The organism is Actinomycetospora atypica, from assembly GCF_042653685.1.
Classification (GTDB): Bacteria; Actinomycetota; Actinomycetes; order Mycobacteriales; family Pseudonocardiaceae; genus Actinomycetospora; species Actinomycetospora atypica.
In genome coordinates this window covers 119486-138250 of record NZ_JBHSIV010000005.1, presented here as the reverse complement: position 1 = coordinate 138250, position 18765 = coordinate 119486, and the positions used below count along the sequence as shown (strand labels likewise).

General features: G+C 74.5%; 18 protein-coding genes. 6 read left to right on the top strand and 12 right to left on the bottom strand.

Annotation, left to right across the window (positions count from 1 at the left end):
• The first annotated feature begins 103 nt into the window (after window positions 1-103).
• The 3 genes from ACFPBZ_RS06610 (at window position 104) to ACFPBZ_RS06600 (ending at window position 1933) form a co-directional block, all read left to right on the top strand.
• Window positions 104-712, top strand: a complete 609-nt coding sequence (locus ACFPBZ_RS06610; RefSeq protein ID WP_378035225.1) for a TetR/AcrR family transcriptional regulator — start codon at window positions 104-106, stop codon at window positions 710-712.
• Between the two features lie 89 nt (window positions 713-801).
• Complete coding sequence (locus tag ACFPBZ_RS06605) at window positions 802-1542, top strand: SDR family NAD(P)-dependent oxidoreductase (protein WP_378035224.1); 741 nt, start codon at window positions 802-804, stop codon at window positions 1540-1542.
• A gap of 1 nt (window position 1543) precedes the next feature.
• The gene (locus tag ACFPBZ_RS06600) at window positions 1544-1933 is read left to right on the top strand and encodes an ester cyclase (RefSeq protein ID WP_378035223.1); all 390 of its coding nucleotides are present in this window, start codon (window positions 1544-1546) and stop codon (window positions 1931-1933) included.
• A 5-nt stretch (window positions 1934-1938) separates the two neighbouring features.
• Here ACFPBZ_RS06600 and ACFPBZ_RS06595 read toward each other — a convergent pair whose 3' ends face one another.
• The 8 genes from ACFPBZ_RS06595 to ACFPBZ_RS06560 form a co-directional block, all read right to left on the bottom strand.
• On the bottom strand, window positions 1939-3528 hold the full coding sequence (locus ACFPBZ_RS06595) for a Na+/H+ antiporter (protein WP_378035222.1): 1590 nt from the start codon (window positions 3526-3528) through the stop codon (window positions 1939-1941).
• Window positions 3529-3548: 20 nt separating this feature from the next.
• Window positions 3549-4688, bottom strand: coding sequence for a PucR family transcriptional regulator (locus ACFPBZ_RS06590; protein WP_378035221.1), 1140 nt, complete (start codon window positions 4686-4688; stop codon window positions 3549-3551).
• Between the two features lie 53 nt (window positions 4689-4741).
• A complete protein-coding gene (locus ACFPBZ_RS06585; protein ID WP_378035220.1) occupies window positions 4742-5167 on the bottom strand; it encodes a nuclear transport factor 2 family protein in 426 nt (141 codons plus the stop codon).
• Entirely contained in the window at window positions 5164-5622 is a 459-nt protein-coding gene (locus ACFPBZ_RS06580; RefSeq protein ID WP_378035219.1) for a VOC family protein, read from the bottom strand. The genes ACFPBZ_RS06585 and ACFPBZ_RS06580 overlap by 4 nt, the downstream gene beginning before the upstream one ends.
• 174 nt (window positions 5623-5796) lie before the next feature.
• Window positions 5797-6840 carry a 2,3-butanediol dehydrogenase gene (locus ACFPBZ_RS06575; protein WP_378035218.1) on the bottom strand — a complete coding sequence of 348 codons (1044 nt, stop codon included), beginning with the start codon at window positions 6838-6840 and terminating at the stop codon, window positions 5797-5799.
• Between the two features lie 29 nt (window positions 6841-6869).
• Complete coding sequence (locus ACFPBZ_RS06570) at window positions 6870-7628, bottom strand: SDR family NAD(P)-dependent oxidoreductase (RefSeq protein WP_378035217.1); 759 nt, start codon at window positions 7626-7628, stop codon at window positions 6870-6872.
• Window positions 7629-7958: 330 nt separating this feature from the next.
• On the bottom strand, window positions 7959-8468 hold the full coding sequence (locus ACFPBZ_RS06565) for an Lrp/AsnC family transcriptional regulator (RefSeq protein ID WP_378035216.1): 510 nt from the start codon (window positions 8466-8468) through the stop codon (window positions 7959-7961).
• A gap of 22 nt (window positions 8469-8490) precedes the next feature.
• A complete protein-coding gene (locus ACFPBZ_RS06560; RefSeq protein ID WP_378035215.1) occupies window positions 8491-8796 on the bottom strand; it encodes a hypothetical protein in 306 nt (101 codons plus the stop codon).
• 324 nt (window positions 8797-9120) lie between these two features.
• Between ACFPBZ_RS06560 and ACFPBZ_RS06555 the strand changes: the two genes are divergently transcribed.
• Genes ACFPBZ_RS06555 through ACFPBZ_RS06545 form a run of 3 tightly spaced genes read left to right on the top strand, consistent with a single transcriptional unit; the run spans window position 9121 to window position 12126 of the window.
• Entirely contained in the window at window positions 9121-11064 is a 1944-nt protein-coding gene (locus ACFPBZ_RS06555; RefSeq protein ID WP_378035214.1) for an acetoacetate--CoA ligase, read from the top strand.
• A gap of 55 nt (window positions 11065-11119) precedes the next feature.
• Window positions 11120-11728, top strand: a complete 609-nt coding sequence (locus ACFPBZ_RS06550) for a hypothetical protein (protein ID WP_378035213.1) — start codon at window positions 11120-11122, stop codon at window positions 11726-11728.
• On the top strand, window positions 11725-12126 hold the full coding sequence (locus ACFPBZ_RS06545) for a hypothetical protein (protein WP_378035212.1): 402 nt from the start codon (window positions 11725-11727) through the stop codon (window positions 12124-12126). Before ACFPBZ_RS06550 ends, ACFPBZ_RS06545 begins: the two co-directional genes overlap by 4 nt.
• 71 nt (window positions 12127-12197) lie before the next feature.
• Here ACFPBZ_RS06545 and ACFPBZ_RS06540 read toward each other — a convergent pair whose 3' ends face one another.
• The 4 genes from ACFPBZ_RS06540 to ACFPBZ_RS06525 form a co-directional block, all read right to left on the bottom strand.
• Entirely contained in the window at window positions 12198-12608 is a 411-nt protein-coding gene (locus ACFPBZ_RS06540) for an NUDIX domain-containing protein (RefSeq protein ID WP_378035211.1), read from the bottom strand.
• A 17-nt stretch (window positions 12609-12625) separates the two neighbouring features.
• A complete protein-coding gene (locus ACFPBZ_RS06535) occupies window positions 12626-14137 on the bottom strand; it encodes a class I adenylate-forming enzyme family protein (RefSeq protein ID WP_378035210.1) in 1512 nt (503 codons plus the stop codon).
• Between the two features lie 64 nt (window positions 14138-14201).
• Window positions 14202-17069 carry an AfsR/SARP family transcriptional regulator gene (locus tag ACFPBZ_RS06530; protein WP_378035209.1) on the bottom strand — a complete coding sequence of 956 codons (2868 nt, stop codon included), beginning with the start codon at window positions 17067-17069 and terminating at the stop codon, window positions 14202-14204.
• A 15-nt stretch (window positions 17070-17084) separates the two neighbouring features.
• Window positions 17085-18731, bottom strand: coding sequence for an FAD-dependent monooxygenase (locus tag ACFPBZ_RS06525; RefSeq protein ID WP_378035208.1), 1647 nt, complete (start codon window positions 18729-18731; stop codon window positions 17085-17087).
• Between the last annotated feature and the right edge of the window lie 34 nt (window positions 18732-18765).

Sequence of the window (18765 nt, the reverse complement as noted above, 5' to 3'; positions counted from 1 at the left end):
ACCATGACACGGTGTCCGCGACACCTGCACGTGCGCCGCGGCACACCGGCCCGCGCGATGTCGCCTTCAGGATCGATCGATGCGCAAGCAGTACCGTGGAGGGATGGCAACCGGAAGCCGCCGTCCGACCGGTCGACCCCGGGGCTTCGACCCCGACGAGGCCCTCGAGCGCGCCCTGCAGGTCTTCTGGGAGCGGGGCTACGAGGGCGCGAGCCTGACCGACCTCACCTCCGCCATGGGCATCTCCACCACCAGCATGTACGGGACGTTCGGCAACAAGGAGGCGCTGTTCCGCAGGGCCCTCGAGCGCTACGACGAGGGCCCGAGCGCCTACCTCCGGCAGGCCCTCGATGAGCCGACCGCCCTCGACGTGGCCCGCGCGGTCCTCGCCGGCACCATCCGCACCACCACCAGGCCGGAGCAGCCCCACGGCTGCCTGGGGGTGCAGGGCGCCCTGGCCACCAGTGATTCGGGGAGCGAGGTCCGCGACCTCCTCGTCGGCTGGCGGGACGAGGGCTACTCCCGCATCCGGGAGCGCTTCCGCCGCGCCGTCGACGACGGCGACCTGCCGCCGGAGACCGACCCGGGGCTCCTCGCCCGCCTGGTCACCGCCGTCGCGTACGGCTTCGCGGTGCAGGCGGCGAGCGGGGTGCCCGCCGAGGAGCTCCAGGAGGCGGCCGACGCCGCCCTCCGCCGCTGGCCGCTCTGCTGACGGCGACCTCACCTTTCCGCATCGATCGTTCCGCAACGTGCTAGCGTCGATTTCTGCAACGATCGATGCGGAACGAAGGAGATCGACCGATGGGACTGCTCGAGGGCAGGACGGCCGTGGTGACCGGCGGCAGCACGGGGATCGGGCTGGCGGCGGCCCAGCGGCTCGCCGCGGAGGGCGCGCACGTGTTCGTCGTCGGGCGCCGGGAGCCGGAGCTGGAGAAGGCGGTCGCCGCCATCGGCGACGCGACCGCCGTGGTGGGCGACGTCAGCGTCGCGGCCGACGTCGAGCGCCTGTACGAGCAGGTGCGCGCCCGCGGGAAGGGCCTGGACGTCGTGTTCGCCAACGCGGGCGTGAACCACCTCGCCACGCTGGAGGAGGTCACGGAGGAGGACCACGACCGCGTCTTCGCCGTCAACGTGAAGGGCGTCCTCCTGACGGTGCAGAAGGCCCTGCCGCTGCTCAACGAGGGCGCCTCGGTGATCCTCGCCAGCTCGACCGCGGCCCAGAACGGCGCCGCCGGGATGGGCGACTACGGCGCGTCGAAGGCGGCCGTGCGGGCCTACGCGCGCGCCTGGACCAACGAGCTCCGTGGACGGGGCGTCCGCGTCAACGTGATCTCGCCGGGCCCGGTCGACACCCCGATGTTCGAGGACGTGTTCGGGGAGCGGGCCGACGAGATGAAGGCCGCGATCGGGGCCGCCATCCCCGCCGAGCGGGTCGCCCACCCCGAGGAGCTCGCCGCCGCGGTGGCGTTCCTCGCCTCCTCGCAGAGCAGCTTCGTCCACGGCGTCGAGATCGTCGTCGACGGCGGGGAACTGGCGGCCTGACGTGAGCACTGAGGACCTGCGATCGTTCTACGGGCGCTATCTCGCGGAGCTCAACGCCCACGAGACCGGGCGGATGGACGAGTTCATCCACGACGAGCCCACCCTCAACGGCTCCCCCGGGACCCGCGACGACGTGCTCGCGGTGCAGCGGCAGGCGATGGCCGCCGTGCCCGACCTGCACTGGGAGCTCCAGGAGCTCCTCGTCGACGGCGACCGGCTCGCCGCCCGCCTCGTCAACACGGGCACCCCGGCACGGGAGTGGCTCGGCGCGGCCCCCACCGGGGCCTCGTTCCGGATCGTCGAGTTCGCGATCTACCAGGTCCGGGACGGGCGGTTCCTGCACATGACCGCCCTGCACGACGGCGAGGAGCTGCGTCGACAGCTCGCCTGAGCCGTCTACTCCGGGCCGGGAGCGCCGGTCAGGCCGAGCTCCTCGTTGTCCAGCTCGGCCTGGACCCGGAGCACCACCTGATCGTCGATCAGGCCCTCGTCCCGCAGCCCGACGAGGACCCGACGGCGCTCGCGCAGCAGGGCCAGCCGCACCGCCGACTCGACGTCGTCGTCGGCCCGGCGCCGCTCCTCCTCGGCAGCGGCGCCGGACCGCCGCCGGCGGCTCTCGTGCTCGGAGCGCAGCTGCTCGACGAGGGCGTCGGGCGCCCCGTGGTCGGCGGCGGCCCGCGGGAGGATCGCCAGCGCGCCGTCGATCGTGCGGGACTGCGCGAGCGCCATCTCCTCGTCCGCGGCCGTGTCCGGGCCGTAGTGGGCGAGGCGGATGACGGCGGGCAGGGTCAGGCCCTGCACCACGAGCGTCACCAGGATGACGCCGAAGGTGACGACGAGGAGCAGGTCGCGGTCGGGGAACGGCGCCCCGTCGACCGTGGTGAGCGGCACCGCCAGGGCGATCGCCAGCGACACCGCGCCGCGGAAGCCCGACCAGGCCAGCGGCAGTCGCTGCCGCGCGGTCATCCGCCGCGCCCGCTGGCTCGTGCGCCGGTCGAGCAGCCGGATCACGTAGGGCACCACGTAGAACCACGACAACCGCGTCAGCACCACCGCCGCCGCCACGAGCAGGGCCGCCACCACGCCGAACCCGAGCGTCCGCGACGAGAACCCGGTCAGCGCCGCCGGGAGCTCGAGCCCGACCAGCAGGAAGAGGGCCGCGTTGAGCAGGAAGGTCGTGATGCGCCAGAAGGCGTGGGCCTGCGCGCGGGTGCGGGCGCCGATGGAGCGCGGACCGACCCGGCCCAGGGCGAGCCCGCACACGACGACCGCCAGCACGCCGGACGCGTGGATCTCCTCGGCGATGAGGAACGCGACGAACGGGGTGAGCAGGCTGACCACGCTCTCGAGCAGCGCGTCGCGCGCGAACTGCCGGACCTTGATGGCCACCCACGCCACGACGAGGCCGATCGCGATCCCGCCGAGGTAGGAGACGCCGAACGCCTCCAGGACGCCGAGCGCCCGGAACGGCTCGGCCCCGCTCGCGACGCCCACCGCCACGCCGAAGAGCACGAGCGCCGTCCCGTCGTTGACCAGGCTCTCCGCCCGCAACATCGTCAGCGGGCGACGCGGCAGACCGCGGGCCACGGCCGTCACCGCGGTCGCATCCGTCGGCGCGACGATCGCGCCGAGGACGAACCCGACCGGCCAGCTCAGGCCGAGCGCGACGTGCGCCACGGTGGCCACCACGGCGGCGGTCGCGATCACGAGGAACACCGACGACAGCACGAGCGTCCGGAAGTCGTTGCGGATCTCGCGCAACGAGACCGTCAGCGCCTCCCAGTAGAGGAGCGCCGGCAGGAACAGCAGCACGACGAGCTCGGGCGGGACCCGGATCGTCGAGGTGAAGGGCAGGAACCCGAGCCCGAGCCCCCCGACGATCAGCAGCACGGGACCGTTGAACCCGGTCCGCTTCGCCAGCAGCTCGGCCACCAGGATGGCGACGCCGAAGAACACGAGCACCGCCAGCCCCGTGATGTCGTACACGCGCGCTCCCTTCGAACCCGTCAGACCACCCGCGCCGCGACGCCGAGGGCGAAGCTCACCTCGACGATCGTGTCGGTGGAGTCGAGGCGGCATCCGGTGAGCTCCTCGAAGCGGCGCAACCGGTACCGCAGTGTGTTGACGTGCACCGGCACGGCCCGGGCGGCCCGCGGGACGCTCCGGTCCTCCGCGAGGTAGACCGCCACGGCCTCGAGCACGAGCTGCCCGAACTCGCCCTGGTCGGCGAGCGGGGCCAGGTAGCGCTCGCGGAGCAGCGCGGTGACCTCGTCGGCGTTCGCGGCGGCCGCGCGCCAGCTCAGGTCCGCGAGGTCGTGCACCCCGGACAGGCCGAGGGTGGTCGCGGCCGCCAGCACCGCGTGCGCGGAGCGGAACGAGACGGCGAGCTCGGTGACACCGACGGCGGGGCCGAGCGCGACCACGCCGTCGTCCCCGACCGCCTCGGGACGGAACGCCACCACGCCCACGCACTGGGCGCCGATCGCCGCGAACACGCTGACCCCCTCGTGCCGCGCGCCCTGGCGCTGCAGCTCGAGCAGCAGCGGCCCCACCTCGCCCCGGGCCGGCCGGGCCCGCACGGCGCGGTACGACGATGCCGGGTCCAGCAGCAGCGCGGACGCCGCCGCGGTGAGGTCGCCGCCCTCGAGCGTGCCGTCGAGCAGGCCGAGCAGGAACTGCTGGGTGCGCCGCGCCTGCTCCAGGGCGCTCTCGATGTCCGACTGCCGGTACACCGCGACGACCTTCACCGTGTACGCGTCGCTGTAGGACCACATCAGCGTCAGCAGGCGCACCGTCTCCGCCGCGTCGAGAGCGGTCTCCGCCGCTATCGCCGACACGGCGTCCCGGATGGCGCCCATCGAGAAGCGGAAGGCGTGCATGATGTCGTGGATCGGGACGCCCTGCTTGGCGCGTGCCCGGGACGACTCCTCGGCCTGCGCGATGCTCGCCGGCGGCGGGACGGCACCGGCGCGGAGCACCGCCTCGACGTCGTCGACGATCTGGACCACCGACGCCTCGACGTCGGCGCGGGGCACCCGCCCGTAGGTCGGGATGTGCGCCGAGATCTCCGCGTGGACGTCGCGGGCGATCCTTTGGGCCCGGGCCGCGAGGGCCTCCGACACGGACCCGGCCGCACGATCCGCCATCGACGGGACGGTAGCGGCACCGGGCATCGTCGGGAAGGAACTCCGGGTGCCGTTCAGGCCGGCGTCACCCGCTCCCACAGGTCGGCGAACTCGATGCTGTCGAAGAAGGCGACGGCCTCGACGATCGCGCCGTCGACCAGCCGCAGGTACCAGGTGTAGGTGTTGCGGTAGGGGCGGCCGTCGCAGGCGGTCGCCGACGCGTCGAACAGGGCGACCACCCAGTCCCCGTCGGCGTAGAGCCCGCGGACCACCGGGACGAGGGGCGCCGACATCCGGGCGTTGAACGGGTCGATGACGACGTCGAGGAACTCCCGCCGGCTCTCGTACGTCCGCGAGACCGGGCTGTTCCCGACGATCGTCCAGCGCGCCTCGTCGGCGAGCAGGGCGAACGGTCCACCCCGGCCGGCGGCCCAGTCGTCGAAGGCCGAGCGCACGAGCTGCTTGCGACTCTCTTCCGCCTCGAGGTCACGGCCGGTCACGGCGCGATCCGTTGCGAGAGCTCGAACATGTTGCCCCACGGGTCGCGGAAGAACGCGAGCCGCGCGCTGATCGCCTCGAGCTCGAAGGGCTCGTTCACCACCTCGACGTTCCGGGCGCGGAGCTCGGCGAGCGTGTCGTCCACGCTGTCGACCTCGAGACAGACGTGGTTGAGGCCGTGGACGCCGAGACTCTCGTCGACGTCCGCGAACTCGGGCTGCGCGACGGCGCCGGGGCCGGCGAGGATCTCGAGGTGGAAGTCGTCATGGTCGGGCGGCATCACGTAGGCCAGCGTCAGGTCGCCGTACGGCCAGGTCTGCAGCACGCGCCAGTCCAGCTTGTCGACCCAGAACGAGCGCGCGTCCTCGAAGTCGGGGTAGCGGATGCCGGTGTGGTGGGGCCGCATCGAGGCGAACGGCGAGTCGGGGACACGGGGTGGGTTCTCGGGGAGTGGCACGCGGTCGACGCTAGGAACCGGGAGAGCCCGAGTCTTCGTCTGCGCGTACGTCTCTGGGCCGAACCATTCGTCCCGGGCGACGTTGAGGCCTCCGGCCTGTGTGCGTGCCCTATCGGCGTGCTGTGTTGCTGTCGTGCTGCAGCACGGAAACGCACACGCACAACGGCGGAGCCGTTAAAGGTCGATCAGCACCTTCATCCGGGCACCGCGGCGCAGCTCGTCGTAGACGGTGAGCAGGTCGTCGAGGGGGGCGTGGTCGACCCAGCCCTCGCCGGTGATCTCGCCGCGGGACATGCTCGCGATGACCTCGCGGTAGTCGTCGTCGGTGTAGACCAGCGACGCGACGATCTGCGCCTCACCGAGCAGCAGCGCCGTGGGGTTGAGCTCCATCGCCTGCTCGTGGATCCCCACGACGACGATCTTCCCGCGCGGCGCGAGCGCCCCGATGCCGGTGATGATCGCGGCCCCGACCCCGGCGGCGTCGAAGACGACGTGGGCACCGAGTCCGTCGGTGACCTCGGCGGCGGCGGTGGCGACCTCGGTGACCGTGGGGTCGATGACGTTCTCGGCGCCGAGCTTCGTCAGGATCGCGCGGCGCTCGGCGGACGGGTCGCTGGCGATGATGTTCGTGACGCCGTGGGCCCGGAGGGCGAAGAACAGTCCCACCCCGATCGGGCCGAGGCCCGCGATCACGGCGAGCTGCCCCGGCTGGATCTCCGAGAGCTTGACGGCGTGGTACGAGACGGCCATCGGCTCGACGAGCGCGCCGAGCTCGAGGGACACGTTCTCGGGCAGCGGGAACACCATGCTCTCCGGGAGCACGGTGTACTCCGAGAGGCCGCCGCCGAACCCCGAGAGCCCGTGGAAGGCGAGCACCCGGCAGGTGTTCGGCGCCCCCGCCCGGCAGGACGGGCACTCCCCGCAGGTGTAGGTCGGCCGGGCCGCGACCCGGTCGCCCACCGCGACCCGGGTGACGCCGTCGCCGACGGCCTCCACGGTGCCGGAGAACTCGTGGCCGAGGGCCACCGGCGCCTGCACCCCGGTCTGCGGGTGCGGCTGGACCGGCACGAAGGTCTCCGACGAGAAGTACTCGTGCAGGTCGGAGCCGCACACGCCGTTGTGGGCGACGCGCACCTTCACCTGGCCCGGGCCCGCCTCGGGGACCTCGACGTCGTCGATCCGGACGTCGTGGGGCCGGTAGTACACCGCAGAACGCATCATCGGGCTCCTCTCGTCGGGGTGCGGCTCTAGCCGCTCATACCGCCGTCGATGGCGAAGGTGCTGCTGGTCACCATCGAGCTGGCGTCGGAGGCGAGGTAGAGCGCGGCCTTCGCGATCTCCTCGACGGTGGTGTGGCGCCCGAGCGGGATCATCGCGTCGAAGTCCTTCGCCGCGTCGGCCTGCGACTTCCCGGTCGCGGTCATCTCGATGTCGTCCTGGAACGGGGTCGAGGTGGGTCCGGGGTGCAGGGTGTTGACCCGGATGCCGCGCGGGGCGACCTCCTTGGCGGCCGAGCGCATGAGCCCGACCTGGCCGTGCTTGGCCGCGACGTAGGCGGACAGGTCGCCGAACCCGACGAGCCCGACGACGCTCGAGGTGATGATGACGCTGCCGCCGTCGTTCATCACCGGCAGCGTGTGCTTGAGGACGTGGAACGCGCCGCCCACGTGCACGGCGAGGGTCCGCGCGAAGACGTCCTCGGGGTAGTCGACGATCTTCGCGACCGCGCCGGAGATGCCGGCGTTCGAGAACACGACGTCGAGGTTCCCGAAGCGGTCGACCCCGGTCCGCACGGCGGCGGCCACGGCGGCCGAGTCGGTGACGTCGGCGACCGCGGAGACCGCGTGGTCCTCGCCGATCTCGGCGACGGCCGACTCCAGGCCGTCCTCGCCGATCCCGACGAGCACCACCTTCGCGCCCTCGGCGACGAACAGCTTCGCCGAGGCGAGCCCGATCCCGCTCTCGCCTCCGGTGATCAGGGCGACCTTGTCCTGCAGCTGGGCCACGGTTCTCTCATCTCTCGGTCGGACGGACGTGCGGTCACGCGATCGTGTCGCCCCCTCGCGGCCACGCCGCCGTCCCCGTCCCGTCGGAGGGGTCGACCGGTCTACGAGTCTGCCGTGTGACCCGCGTCTCCGGCAATGCCCGCTCTGAACATCGAGCGCTCGAGGATCGGTTCCACTGGACAAACGAGGCTCACAGCGTGCAGAATCTGGTCATTCGGTCAGTCGGACGATCTCCGGTGGCCGCGCCCGGCCGTCCGGTGATCCCGGGGTCCGGACAGGGGCCTGCACGCCGCGATCCGGCGACGAGCCCGACGGGGAGTCCCCACCGGGCTACGGCTCGACCGACCCGGTGCGGGCCGTCTCCTCCCCGACCGGCTCCCGCGCGCTGCGCCGCCGCGTCTCGAGGATGATCATCGTCTCGCTGTGCTGGAAGTCGGCCACCGACCACACGTCGCCGAGCAGCACCTCGCGCAGGTGGTGCTGGTCGCGGACCAGCAGGGTCAGGACGAGGTCCCAGCGGCCGGTCACGAGCTGGATGGCCTGGACCTCGGCGATACCCGCGAGCAGGTCGATCGTGCTCTCCACGGGGTTGCCCTGACGGAGCTCGATCGCGACGAGCACCTCGAGGCCGAAGCCCAGCGCGGCCGGGTCGACGTCGAGGGTGAAGCCGCGGATCACCTCGCGCTCCTGCAGGCGCTCGAGCCGCTCCCCCACCGCGCCGGCCGACATCCCGATCGCCCGCGCCAGGGCCCGCACCGACGCCCGGGGGTCGGCGCCGAGCAGCTCCAGCACGCGGCGGTCGACGTCGTCGATCCGCGGCGGCCTCTCGCGACCGGCCATCAGTGCCCCTTTCGGTCGATGCTCACGCCCGACGATCCGCGGTGCCGGCCGCGACGCGGACCGCGAGCACCCCGGGCAGCCGCTCCAGCCGCCGCACGACGAGGGCGTCGTCGTCCCCGCCGTGCAGGTCCTCGCCCCACACGACGATGCGGGCGAGGTCTCCGTCGAGGTCGCACGACAGCCCGGCCACCGGGTGGCGGCGCCCCCGGAGCAGGCCCACCACCCGATCGAGGTGGGCGAGACCCTGACGGCCGTCGACCTCCAGCACGAGGTGGTCGACGGCGGTGAGGTCGGGGAGTTCGACGAGGTCGGGGCTGCAGGTCATCACGGGGGCTCGCATTCGGTGCGGCGGGACGAGGCGGACCGCAGGGCCGGTCGGCGAGGTGACGCGCGCCGGCTCCCTGGATCAGCCGACGCGCCGGGGAATGTCCACCCGGCGCTGCATCGTGCTCGTCATCGTCGCTCCTTCGTCCGAACAGTTGCACTCTAGCGCGGCACCAGGAGTGGTCAATCGTTCGGTCACCCCGGGGGGCGGCCGGGTGGGCACCTCAGCGAGTGTGCGTGCGTTTCCGTGCCCCAGCACGGAAACACACGCACGAGGCCGCAGGCCGAACCCCTCGCGGTGAGACGGCGGTCACGGCACGATCGGACCATGACCGCCGTCGAGGGACCCCAGCTGTTGCGCGCGCCCGGCCCCCTCGACGGCACGGGGATCGGCGCCTACCGGGACCACCTGGCGTCCGTCCGCGGGCTGGAGTTCGAGGACTACACCGACATGTGGCACTGGTCGGTGGCCGACCCGGAGGCGTTCTGGGCGTCGATCTGGGAGCACTACCGGGTGCCCGGCACCTACGAGCGGGTGCTGGGGTCCACGACGATGCCCGGGGCGCAGTGGTTCCCGGGCGCCCGACTGAACTACGCCGCGCACATGCTCGGCACCGACGCCGACCTCGACCGCCCCGCGATCATCGCCCGCTCGCAGACCCGCGGGCCCCGGGACCTCACCTTCGGCGAGCTGCGCGACCAGGTGGGGCGGGCCCGCGCCGGGCTGCAGCGCCTCGGCGTCGGCCGGGGCGACCGCGTCGTCGGGTACCTCCCGCACGTCCCCGAGACGATCGTCGCGTTTCTCGCCGCCGCGAGCCTCGGCGCCGTCTGGGCGGCGTGCGCGCCGGAGTTCGGCGCCCACAGCGTGGTCGACCGGCTCGCCCAGGTGGAGCCGACGGTGCTGCTCGCCGTGGCGTCCTACCGCTACGGCGACAAGGAGATCGACCAGCGCGACGAGCTCGCGCGCATCCGCGAGGGCCTGCCGACCGTGCGGTACGTCGTCGGCCTGGACTACGGGCCGCACCCGGTGCCCGACGCGATGACGTGGGACGAGCTCCTCGCCGAGCCCGGGCCGCTCGAGTTCGCGGAGCTCGACTTCGACCACCCGCTCTACGTGCTGTTCTCCTCGGGCACCACGGGCCTGCCGAAGGCGATCGTCCACGGCCACGGCGGCATCCTGCTCGAGCACCTGCGGCTCTTCGGCCTGCACTTCGACATCCGGCCCGGCGACCGGACGCTGTGGTTCACCACCACCGCCTGGGCGATGTGGAACATCACGATCTCGGTGCTGCTGCACCGCGGCGCCGTCGTGCTGCTGGACGGCAACCCGCTCTGGCCCGACCTGGAGGCGCAGTGGCGGCTCGCGGCCGAGACCGGCGTCGCGCTGCTGGGCGCGAGCCCGGGCTTCCTGTCGGCGTGCCGCAAGGCCGGGGTCGTGCCGCCGCGGTGGCCGCAGCTGCGCCAGCTCGGCACCACGGGGGCGCCGCTGCCGGCGGAGGTGTTCGACTGGGTCTACGAGCACCTCGGCCCCGACATCGTGCTCAACCCGCTGAGCGGCGGCACCGACGTCTGCAGCGGCTTCGTCGGCGGCAGCCCCTGGCAGCCGGTGTACCGCGGGGAGATGTCCGGCCCGTGCCTCGGCCACGACGTCGCCGCGTTCGACGAGGACGGCCACTCCGTCGTCGAGCAGCTCGGCGAGCTCGTCGTGCGGGCCCCGATGCCCTCGATGCCGGTCGGGTTCTGGAACGACCCCGACGGCGAGCGCTACCGCGAGGCCTACTTCGACACCTACCCGGGCGTCTGGCGCCACGGTGACTGGGTGCGCTTCACCGACCGCGGCAGCTGCGTGATCACCGGACGTTCGGACGCGACGCTGAACCGCGGCGGGGTGCGGCTGGGTACCGCCGAGTTCTACGACGTGGTCGAGGCGATGGCGGAGGTGGCCGACTCGCTCGTCGTGCACCTCGAGGACGACGAGGGCGGCGCGGGCGAGCTGCTGCTGTTCGTCGCGCTCGTCCCCGGCGCCGAGCTCGACGACGACCTCCGCGCCCGGATCGCGACCGCGCTGCGCCGCAACCTCTCCCCGCGCCACGTGCCCGACCTCATCGCGGCCGTCCCGGCGGTGCCGCGCACCCTGACCGGCAAGAAGCTCGAGCGCCCGGTCAAGCAGGTGCTGCGCGGGCGCCCCGTGGACGAGGTCATCAGCGCCGACGCGGTGGCCGGGGCCGACGCCGTGCCGGCCTTCCTGGAGGCCCACCGCGCCTCGCGGTAGCGGGTCCGGCGCCGTAGGTTGACCTCTCGCGACGATGCGGTCGGGGGTGGTCGGGGTGACGTCGGTGTCCGGCCCGCGCGCGGATCCCGCGCCGCTGTTCGACCTGGTCACCGGCTTTCCGCCCGACGACGCCGTCGACGTCACCGTGCCGATGCCGCTCTCGCTGGCCGTCCACATGACGATGCTCGAGTCGACCGGGCACTCGGGCGACCTGGCCCTGCTCCGGAAGATCTACATCCGGCAGGCCCGCGTGACCGCCCGCCTCGTCCAGGACCGCCACCTCGCCGACGCCCCCGCGTCCGCCCGGCTGCGCATCACCCACATCGTCGAGGAACGCGTCCCCGGGACCAACGGGCTCCGCCCGCACGTGCACGCCTACGTCGGCGCCACCGTCCTCTCCCCCGACGGCGCGGCCGTCCCGGTCGACCTCGAGCGGCTGGCCGTCGTGGCCGACGCCGAGGTGTTCCCCGACCACCGCGACCGGCTCGCCGAGGCCACCGCGGAGCAGTGCGGTCTGGTGTGGGGCGAGACGCCGTGGGGGGCGCGCGAGATCGCCGGGCCGCGCTGGCTCACCGAGCGCGTCGCGGATCTGCGGCACGACGACCTGTCCTGCCGCGGCCCGTACCCGCGGCACCAGATCGTGGCGGGGAGGGCGGCCGGATGACCGCGTTCTCCGTGCCGGGCGAGGGTCCTGACGGCGCCGAGGCCCGCTACGCCGAGCTCGCGGGGATCGCCGGCGCCGAGGTGGCGCCCCCGACGGACCGGGTCCGCTCGGTGCGGTTCGCGCACGGCGCCGAGGAGTGGACCGCGACGGTCGGGCAGGCCCTGTCGGGGCAGCTGGCGGCGCGCACCGATCGCCGGCCCGGCCGCCGGGGTCCCGCGTCGGCGCCCGGCCGCCGCGTCGCCGACACCGCGACCGTGCAGGCGATCTTCGACACCGGGGAGGCCTACGTGGTGGTGACGAACGGCCCGCCCGTCGGCGAGGTCGACGACTCGACCTGGGACAACCCCTTCTCGATCCGCCGCCCCACCGTGCGCCACGTGGACCGCTTCGACGGCTGAGCCTCACGCCTCCCGCGTGACGAACTTCCGCGCCGCGGCGTTCACCGCGTCGCCCACATCACCACGGGGGCTCACCCCGCGGACAGCACCGGCAGCACCTGCTCGGTGAAGAACCGCCCGTCGGCCGGGTTCGAGAGCAGCCCCGCGACCTCGTCGGGCGGCACCCACCGGGCCTCCGGGTTGGCCGGGTCGAGCGGCCGCAGGTCGGCCTCGGGGCTGCGGAACAGGTAGAGCGTGATCGTCTTCCACTCGGGCAGGCCACGACCGACGCCGAGCCGGGAGAACGACCCGAGCTCGCGCACCAGCTCCAGGTCGGCCAGGCCGCACTCCTCGTGGATCTCCCGCCGGGCCGCGTCGAGCACGCCCTCGCCGGGGTCCACGTGGCCCTTGGGCAACGACCACGTCCACGCGCGTTGGCGCACGACGACCACCCGACCCCGCGGGTCGACGACCACCCCACCGGCGGCACGGCTCCGGATCACCGTCGCAGTCTGCCCCGTCAGGGGCGTCCGGCCGAGGAGGCGGTCGTCCGGAACAGCTCCAGCAGGGCCCGCCGGTCGGGCTTGCCCTGCTCGGTGAGGGGCACCCGGTCGACCGCGAGGACTCGCAGCGAGTCGGCCACGCCGTCCCCGTACTCCGCGCGGACCGCGGCCACGCACGCCTCGTCGTCGACCTCGGCGCCGGGCCACGGGACGACCGCCGCGAGGCGCACGCCGTCGGAGAGCACCGGGACCACCACGGCGTAGCGCACCGCCGGCACCCGGCAGAGGACGTCCTGCAGGGTGGTCGGGGTGACGAGCACGCCGCCGACCACCTCCGAGTCGACGCCGCGGCCCAGGAAGTGCAGGTAGCCCTCGTCGTCGAGACGGCCCAGGTCGCCGCTGCGGTACCAGCCGTCGACGAAGTGGTCGGCCTGCTCGTCCGGGCGGTTCCGGTAGCCCTGCGCCATCTGCGGGGAACGCACCTCGATGGAGCCCTCGCTCGGGTGCAGCGACCCGTCGGGCAGGCGGAACCGGACCTCGACCCCGGGGACGACGTGCCCGGCGCAGGTGAACAGGTCGGGGTGGTGGAGGTCGTGCTCCTCGGGACGCAGCGCGCTCACGATGCCCATCTCGCTGGCGCCGTAGGTGTGGGCGACCACCGGGCCGAGCCGGGCCCGGGCGCGCATCCGCAGGGTGGGCGCCGCGGAGGCCCCGATGTGGGTCACGGCCCGCAGCGACGACAGGTCGCGGCGCTCGACGTCGGGGTGGTCCATCACCTCGAAGAGCTGGGGCTCCACCAGGAACAGGTCGGTGATCCGCTCGGCCTCGATCGCGGCCAGGACCTCGTCGGCGACGACGCCGTCGGCCAGGACCACCGTGCCGCCGCCGAGCAGCGTCTGGTCGACCAGGATCTGGGTGAGGTAGGCCAGCGCGCCGTCGGCGAGCTGGCGACGCTCGGGCCGGCGCGGCGGGGTCACGGCGGCGGTCCAGGTCGCGAAGTCGCGGACGCTCGCCTTCGGGACGCCGGTGGTGCCCCCGGAGGAGACGAGGACGGCGAGGTCGTCGGGACGGGCCCGCGGGGCGAGCGGGGCGTCGGAGGCGGCCGCAGCGAGCTCGTCGAGGCGCAGCCCGACGCCGGGCACGGCCCCCACGGCGGCGACCGGCGCGGTCGTCGTGGGCAGCAGGTGCCGGGTCTCCGGGAAGACGACCACGAGCCGCGGCGCGTAGTCGACGAGCATCCGGGCGCGGATGTCGGGGTCGGGCGGCGCGGAGAGGTAGACGGAGGCGGCACCGAGGACGTGGGTCGCGTAGCGCACCGCGAGGGCCTCGACCCGGTTCGGCGCGTACATCGCGACGAGGTCGCCGCGGCCGATCCCGAGCTCGTCGAGCGCCCGGGCGTAGCGGTGGATCGCGCCGGCCAGCTCCGCGGCGGAGGTGTCGACGCCCTCGCGCCGCACGACGGTGCGCTGCGGGTCGGCGGCCAGGACCTCGAGCAGGTCCTCGACGTAGGGGCGCGGGTCCTCGGTCATGTCGGTCTCCCTCCGGGTCGACCCTCGTCGCGACGGCCGTAGGGCCACCGTGGCGCACGGCGCTTCAAGACCTCTCCAACGTCACCACCGCCGGGGCGCCCGGGGGCGTCGACGGCTCGAGGTCGGTCAGCGTCAGACCGCTCCCGCTGCGCCATGCGTCCTCGTAGCGGGTGCGGTCGACGAGGTCGGCGGCCCGCGCCAGCAGCGCCGCCGTGATGTCCCGGCTCGGCCACGGGAGCCCCGCCCGCCGGTTGTGGGCCCGGGCCGCGGCGTAGAGGCGCACGGCCCCGAGCGGGTCGCCGGCCATCGTCAGGAGGTTGGCCCGCATCTCCAGGACCACCGGCGCCTGGGCGACGCCGTGCCGGCGGTGGAGGTCCAGGATCCGGTCGGACCACGCGAGGCCGGTCGCGGCGTCCCCGCGGGCGACCGCGGCCAGGGTCGCCGCCGTGGCGGCGAGGTGCGCCGCGTAGTGGTTCTCCTCCTGCGCCGCCGCGTAGATCTCCGGGGCGGACGCCGTCGCGGCCGGATCGCCCGGGAGCATCGCGAGCCGGGCCCGGGCGATGAGGGCGAGCCGCTCGTCGTCGTGCCGGTCGGCGATCCCGAGGGCCCGCCGCGCGAGGTCCGCGGCGCCCGCGAGGTCGCCCGCGAGCTGCACGCCCCCCGCGAGCTCGAGGAGGCTCTCGCCGAACCGCACGTCGCCGTCCGGCGTGCGGTCCTCCCCCACCCGCAGCGCCTCGGCGATCAGCGGGTCGGCGACGTCCATCCGCTGCGCCAGCGCGCGCTCCCCCGCGAGGCCGACCAGGACCAGCGCGCGCTCGAGGGGCGACGCCGTGGGCACGTCACGGGCGAGCGCGAAGAACCGGCCGCCCTCCGGCACGAGGCCGCGGTGGTACCAGAACATCGTCAGGTTCCCGACGAGCCGGCAGCCCAGGGGATCTGCGGTGAGGGCCAGCGTGTGGTCCAGCGTCGCGCGCACCGCGGCCAGGTCGTCGTCCAGGGCCTGGAACCAGCGGCGCTCGTCGGGATGCCCGAGCCGGGGCCGGGCCCCGACCAGCTCGGCCACCCGGGCGTCGCGGGCGCGGACGGCCGCCTCGGACTCGTGGAGGGCGGCGAGCTCGTGCTGCCCGTGCGCGCGGATCGTCGTGAGCTGCGCGAAGCGCGACGGCCCCCCGGGCCGGGCGGGGCCGAGCGCCCCGAGCATCGACCGGTGCACCAGCCCGACGAGCACGTCGTCGACGTCGGCGCGCTCGACGCCGGCCACCCGGGCCGCGGCGTCGGCGGTGAAGGGACCGGGGACCACCGCCGTGCGGCGGTGCACGAGCTGCTCGGTGGCGGTGAGCATGCGGTAGCTCCACTGGACCGCGGAGCGCACCGTCTCCTGCCGGGAGGGACCGCGCCGCAGCTGGCGCAGCGCCGCCGGGTCCCGGGCGACCTGCGCGGCGATCTCCGCCAGTCCGTAGGCCCGGGTGCGGCCCGCGGCGAGCTCGACGGCCAGCGGCACGCCGTCGACGGAGCGGCAGATGTCGGCCACCAGGGCGAGCTGCTCGGCGCGGCTCTCCTCGGTCGGCAGCGGCCCGGCGATCCGGTCGAGGAACAGCCGGACGGCGGGGACGTCCTCGGGCCCACCGGGGCCCGAGGTCGCGAGCGGCTCGAGGAGGAGCACCACCTCGGGGTCGACCTGCAGCGGCTCCCGGCTGGTGGCCAGGATCGAGAGCTCCGCGCCGGGCACGTGGAGGGCGTCGACGAGCTCGGCGACGCCGTCGAGCACGTGCTCGCAGTTGTCCAGCACGAGCAGCATCCGGCGGTCGCGGACGGCCATCCGGACCGCGTCGGTGGGGCTCCCGGCCGGGGCGGGCGCGAGGCCCAGCGCCGAGACGACCGCGTCGACCACCTCGGCGTCCCGCGCGGCGGCCGTGAGGTCGACGAACCAGATGCCGTCCACGAACTCGTCGGCCGCGCCGGCGGCCGCCTCGACCGCCAACCGCGTCTTCCCGCACCCCGCGGCCCCGACGAGGGTGACCACCGGGTGGTCGCTGCACAGGGCGAGGACCTGACCCAGCTCCTCCTCCCGCCCGATCAGCGTCCCGTGGCGGCGCGGGAGGTCCACCGGTGCGGACCGGGCCGGCGGCGGGGTCGGCCGCGCGGGGGCGCCGACCAGGCCCTCGTCGTCGGCGAGGATGCGGGCCTGCAGGTCGCGCAGCTCCCGCCCGGGCTCGACACCGAGCTCGTCGAGCAGGGCCCGGCGGATCCGCTGGTACGCGTCCAGCGCCTCGTCGGTCCGGCCGCACCGGAACGCGGCCAGCATCCGCTGGCCCCACAGCCGCTCGCGCAACGGGTGCTCGGCGAGCACGGTCCCGAGCTCGCGCAGGGCGCCCTCCGGGTCGCCGCAACCCAGCAGGGCCTCGACGTGGGTCTCGCACAGCTGCGCGTGGACCTCCTCGAGCCGCGACACCGCGGCGGCCGCCCACTCCTGGTCCGACGCCGGCTCGAAGGGCCGTCCCCGACGCAGGGCCAGGGCCTCCTCGCTCTTGCGGCGGGCCCGCTCGGGCTGGCCGCTGCGGAGCAGCTCCGCGGCGTCGGCGGCCAGCGCGGCGAAGCGCAGGGAGTCGACCCGGTCGGGCGCCACGACGAGGCGGTAGCCGCCGGGCTCCGAGATCACCGCCGACGGCGCCTGGCCCGCGGCCCGCTCGGGCTCCACCACCCGGCGCAGCCGGAACATGTGCGACTCGAGCGTGGACGCCGCCCGCCGCCCCGTCGCCTCGCCCCACAGGGCCTCGCGCAGGGCGTCGGCGCTCACCCGTCGGTTCGCGTGGATCAGCAGCAGCGCCAGCGCGAGCGCCGGGCGCCCCGTCGGCGACGCCTCGAGGCCGTCGGTCTCGACCACCAACGGGCCGAGGTCGCGGAACCGGGGGGAGGGAGATCCGGAGGCCACGGCCCAGAGTCTGACCTACCGGGCGCCGGACGTCTCCGGTCCGAGCACGACGGACGACGCGGTGCCGCCGGTCAGACCGGTCTCGTCGAGAAAGTCCCGCAGCTCACCGCCGTCGCTCGAGGTGGACACGTAGCCGAGGTAGCCGTCGGGGCGGATCAGGACGAGGCCGTCGTCGCCGAGCCCGTAGCGGGTGGCGAGGGCACCGGTCGGGTCGACGACCGCGTCGGGTGCCGCTCCGGCGGCCCGCGGGACGACGGGCACCACTGTTCCCAGGTCGCCGAGGGCGGCCCGGAGCCGCGCGAGGCCGTCGTCGTCGGCGGTGCGGGTGAGGAGGAGGTGCCCGGGCCGGTCCCGCAGGAGCTCCTCGATCAGCACCGGGGTCCCGGCCGGGTCGGTCAGCTCGGCGAGGTCGTCGAGGTGCTCCCCGGGCCGCAGGGCACCGTGCGGGGCGTGGCCCACCCGCCGGACGATCGGGCTGTTCCGGTAGGCGACGGTCAGCTGGGCGATGTTCCTCGCCATGGCGTGCGCGAGCCGGTCGCTGTGCCCGACGATGCGCATCCCGGTGTTGCGCGCGACGGCCGGGAGGCCGGTGAGGGTCATCGACCGGGCCATCGCGGTCGCCTCCCGGACGACCGCGGCGCCGACCGGGTGCCGTTCGGCGTGGTAGGAGTCGAGGAGCTGCTCGGAGGCCAGGCCGCGTCGGACCAGGGCGAGCTTCCACGCGAGGTTGGCCGCGTCCTGCAGGCCGGTGTTCATGCCCTGCGCGGCGGCCGGGCTGTGGATGTGCGCGGCGTCGCCGCCCAGGAAGACGCGGCCGACCCGGTACTGCGGGATCTGGGCCTGGTGGACCGAGTAGTAGGTCAGCCAGCTGGGATCGGACACCCGCACCGTGCGGCCCATCCGCGCCGTCGCCAGCTCCTGGACGAGCTCGAGGGTCGGCTCGCCGGCGTCGGGCCCCGGGTCGGGGACCTGGAACAGCAGCCGCGTCCGCCCCCCGAGCATGCACATCATCACCGTGAGACCCCCGGGCGAGGCGAAGAGGCGCGTCACGTCCCGGGCGTACTCCGATTCGACGACGACGTCGGCCATCGCGAAGTGGCTGCCCGTGAAGGTGCCCTGCAGGGCGCTGCCCACCAGCCCACGCACCGTGCTGTGGCCGCCGTCGGCCCCGAACACCCAGTCGACGCGCGTGCGCTCCTCGCCCTGGTCGGAGCGCAGGACGACCTCGACCCCGTCGGCGTCCTGGCGCAGGTCGGTCAGCGTGACGCCACGCTCGACGGTGACCCCGAGCTCGGCCGCCCGGTCTCCCAGGAGCGCCTCGGTCGCGGTCTGCGGCAGGTCGAGGATGCTCGGGTGCCGCGTGGGCAGGTGCGCCAGGTCCATCCCGGTCAGCCGCCGGAACCCGTCGCCGTCCGGCTGGTCGATCTCGATCCGCTGCTGGGGCAACGACGCCGCGAGGAACCGGTCGAGCACGCCCAGGGTCGCGAGCATCTCCTGCGACCGGGGCTGCACGCCGACGGCCCGCGACTGCACCGTCGGCACGGCCAGCGCCTCCACCACCCGGGGGACGACCCCGTGCCGGGCCAGCTCGCACGCCGCCACCAGGCCCACCGGCCCGGCACCGACCACCAGCACCCGACCGTCCTCCGCACTCTCCGACATCACGACCTCCTCGATGAAGCGATTGAGGAGACCG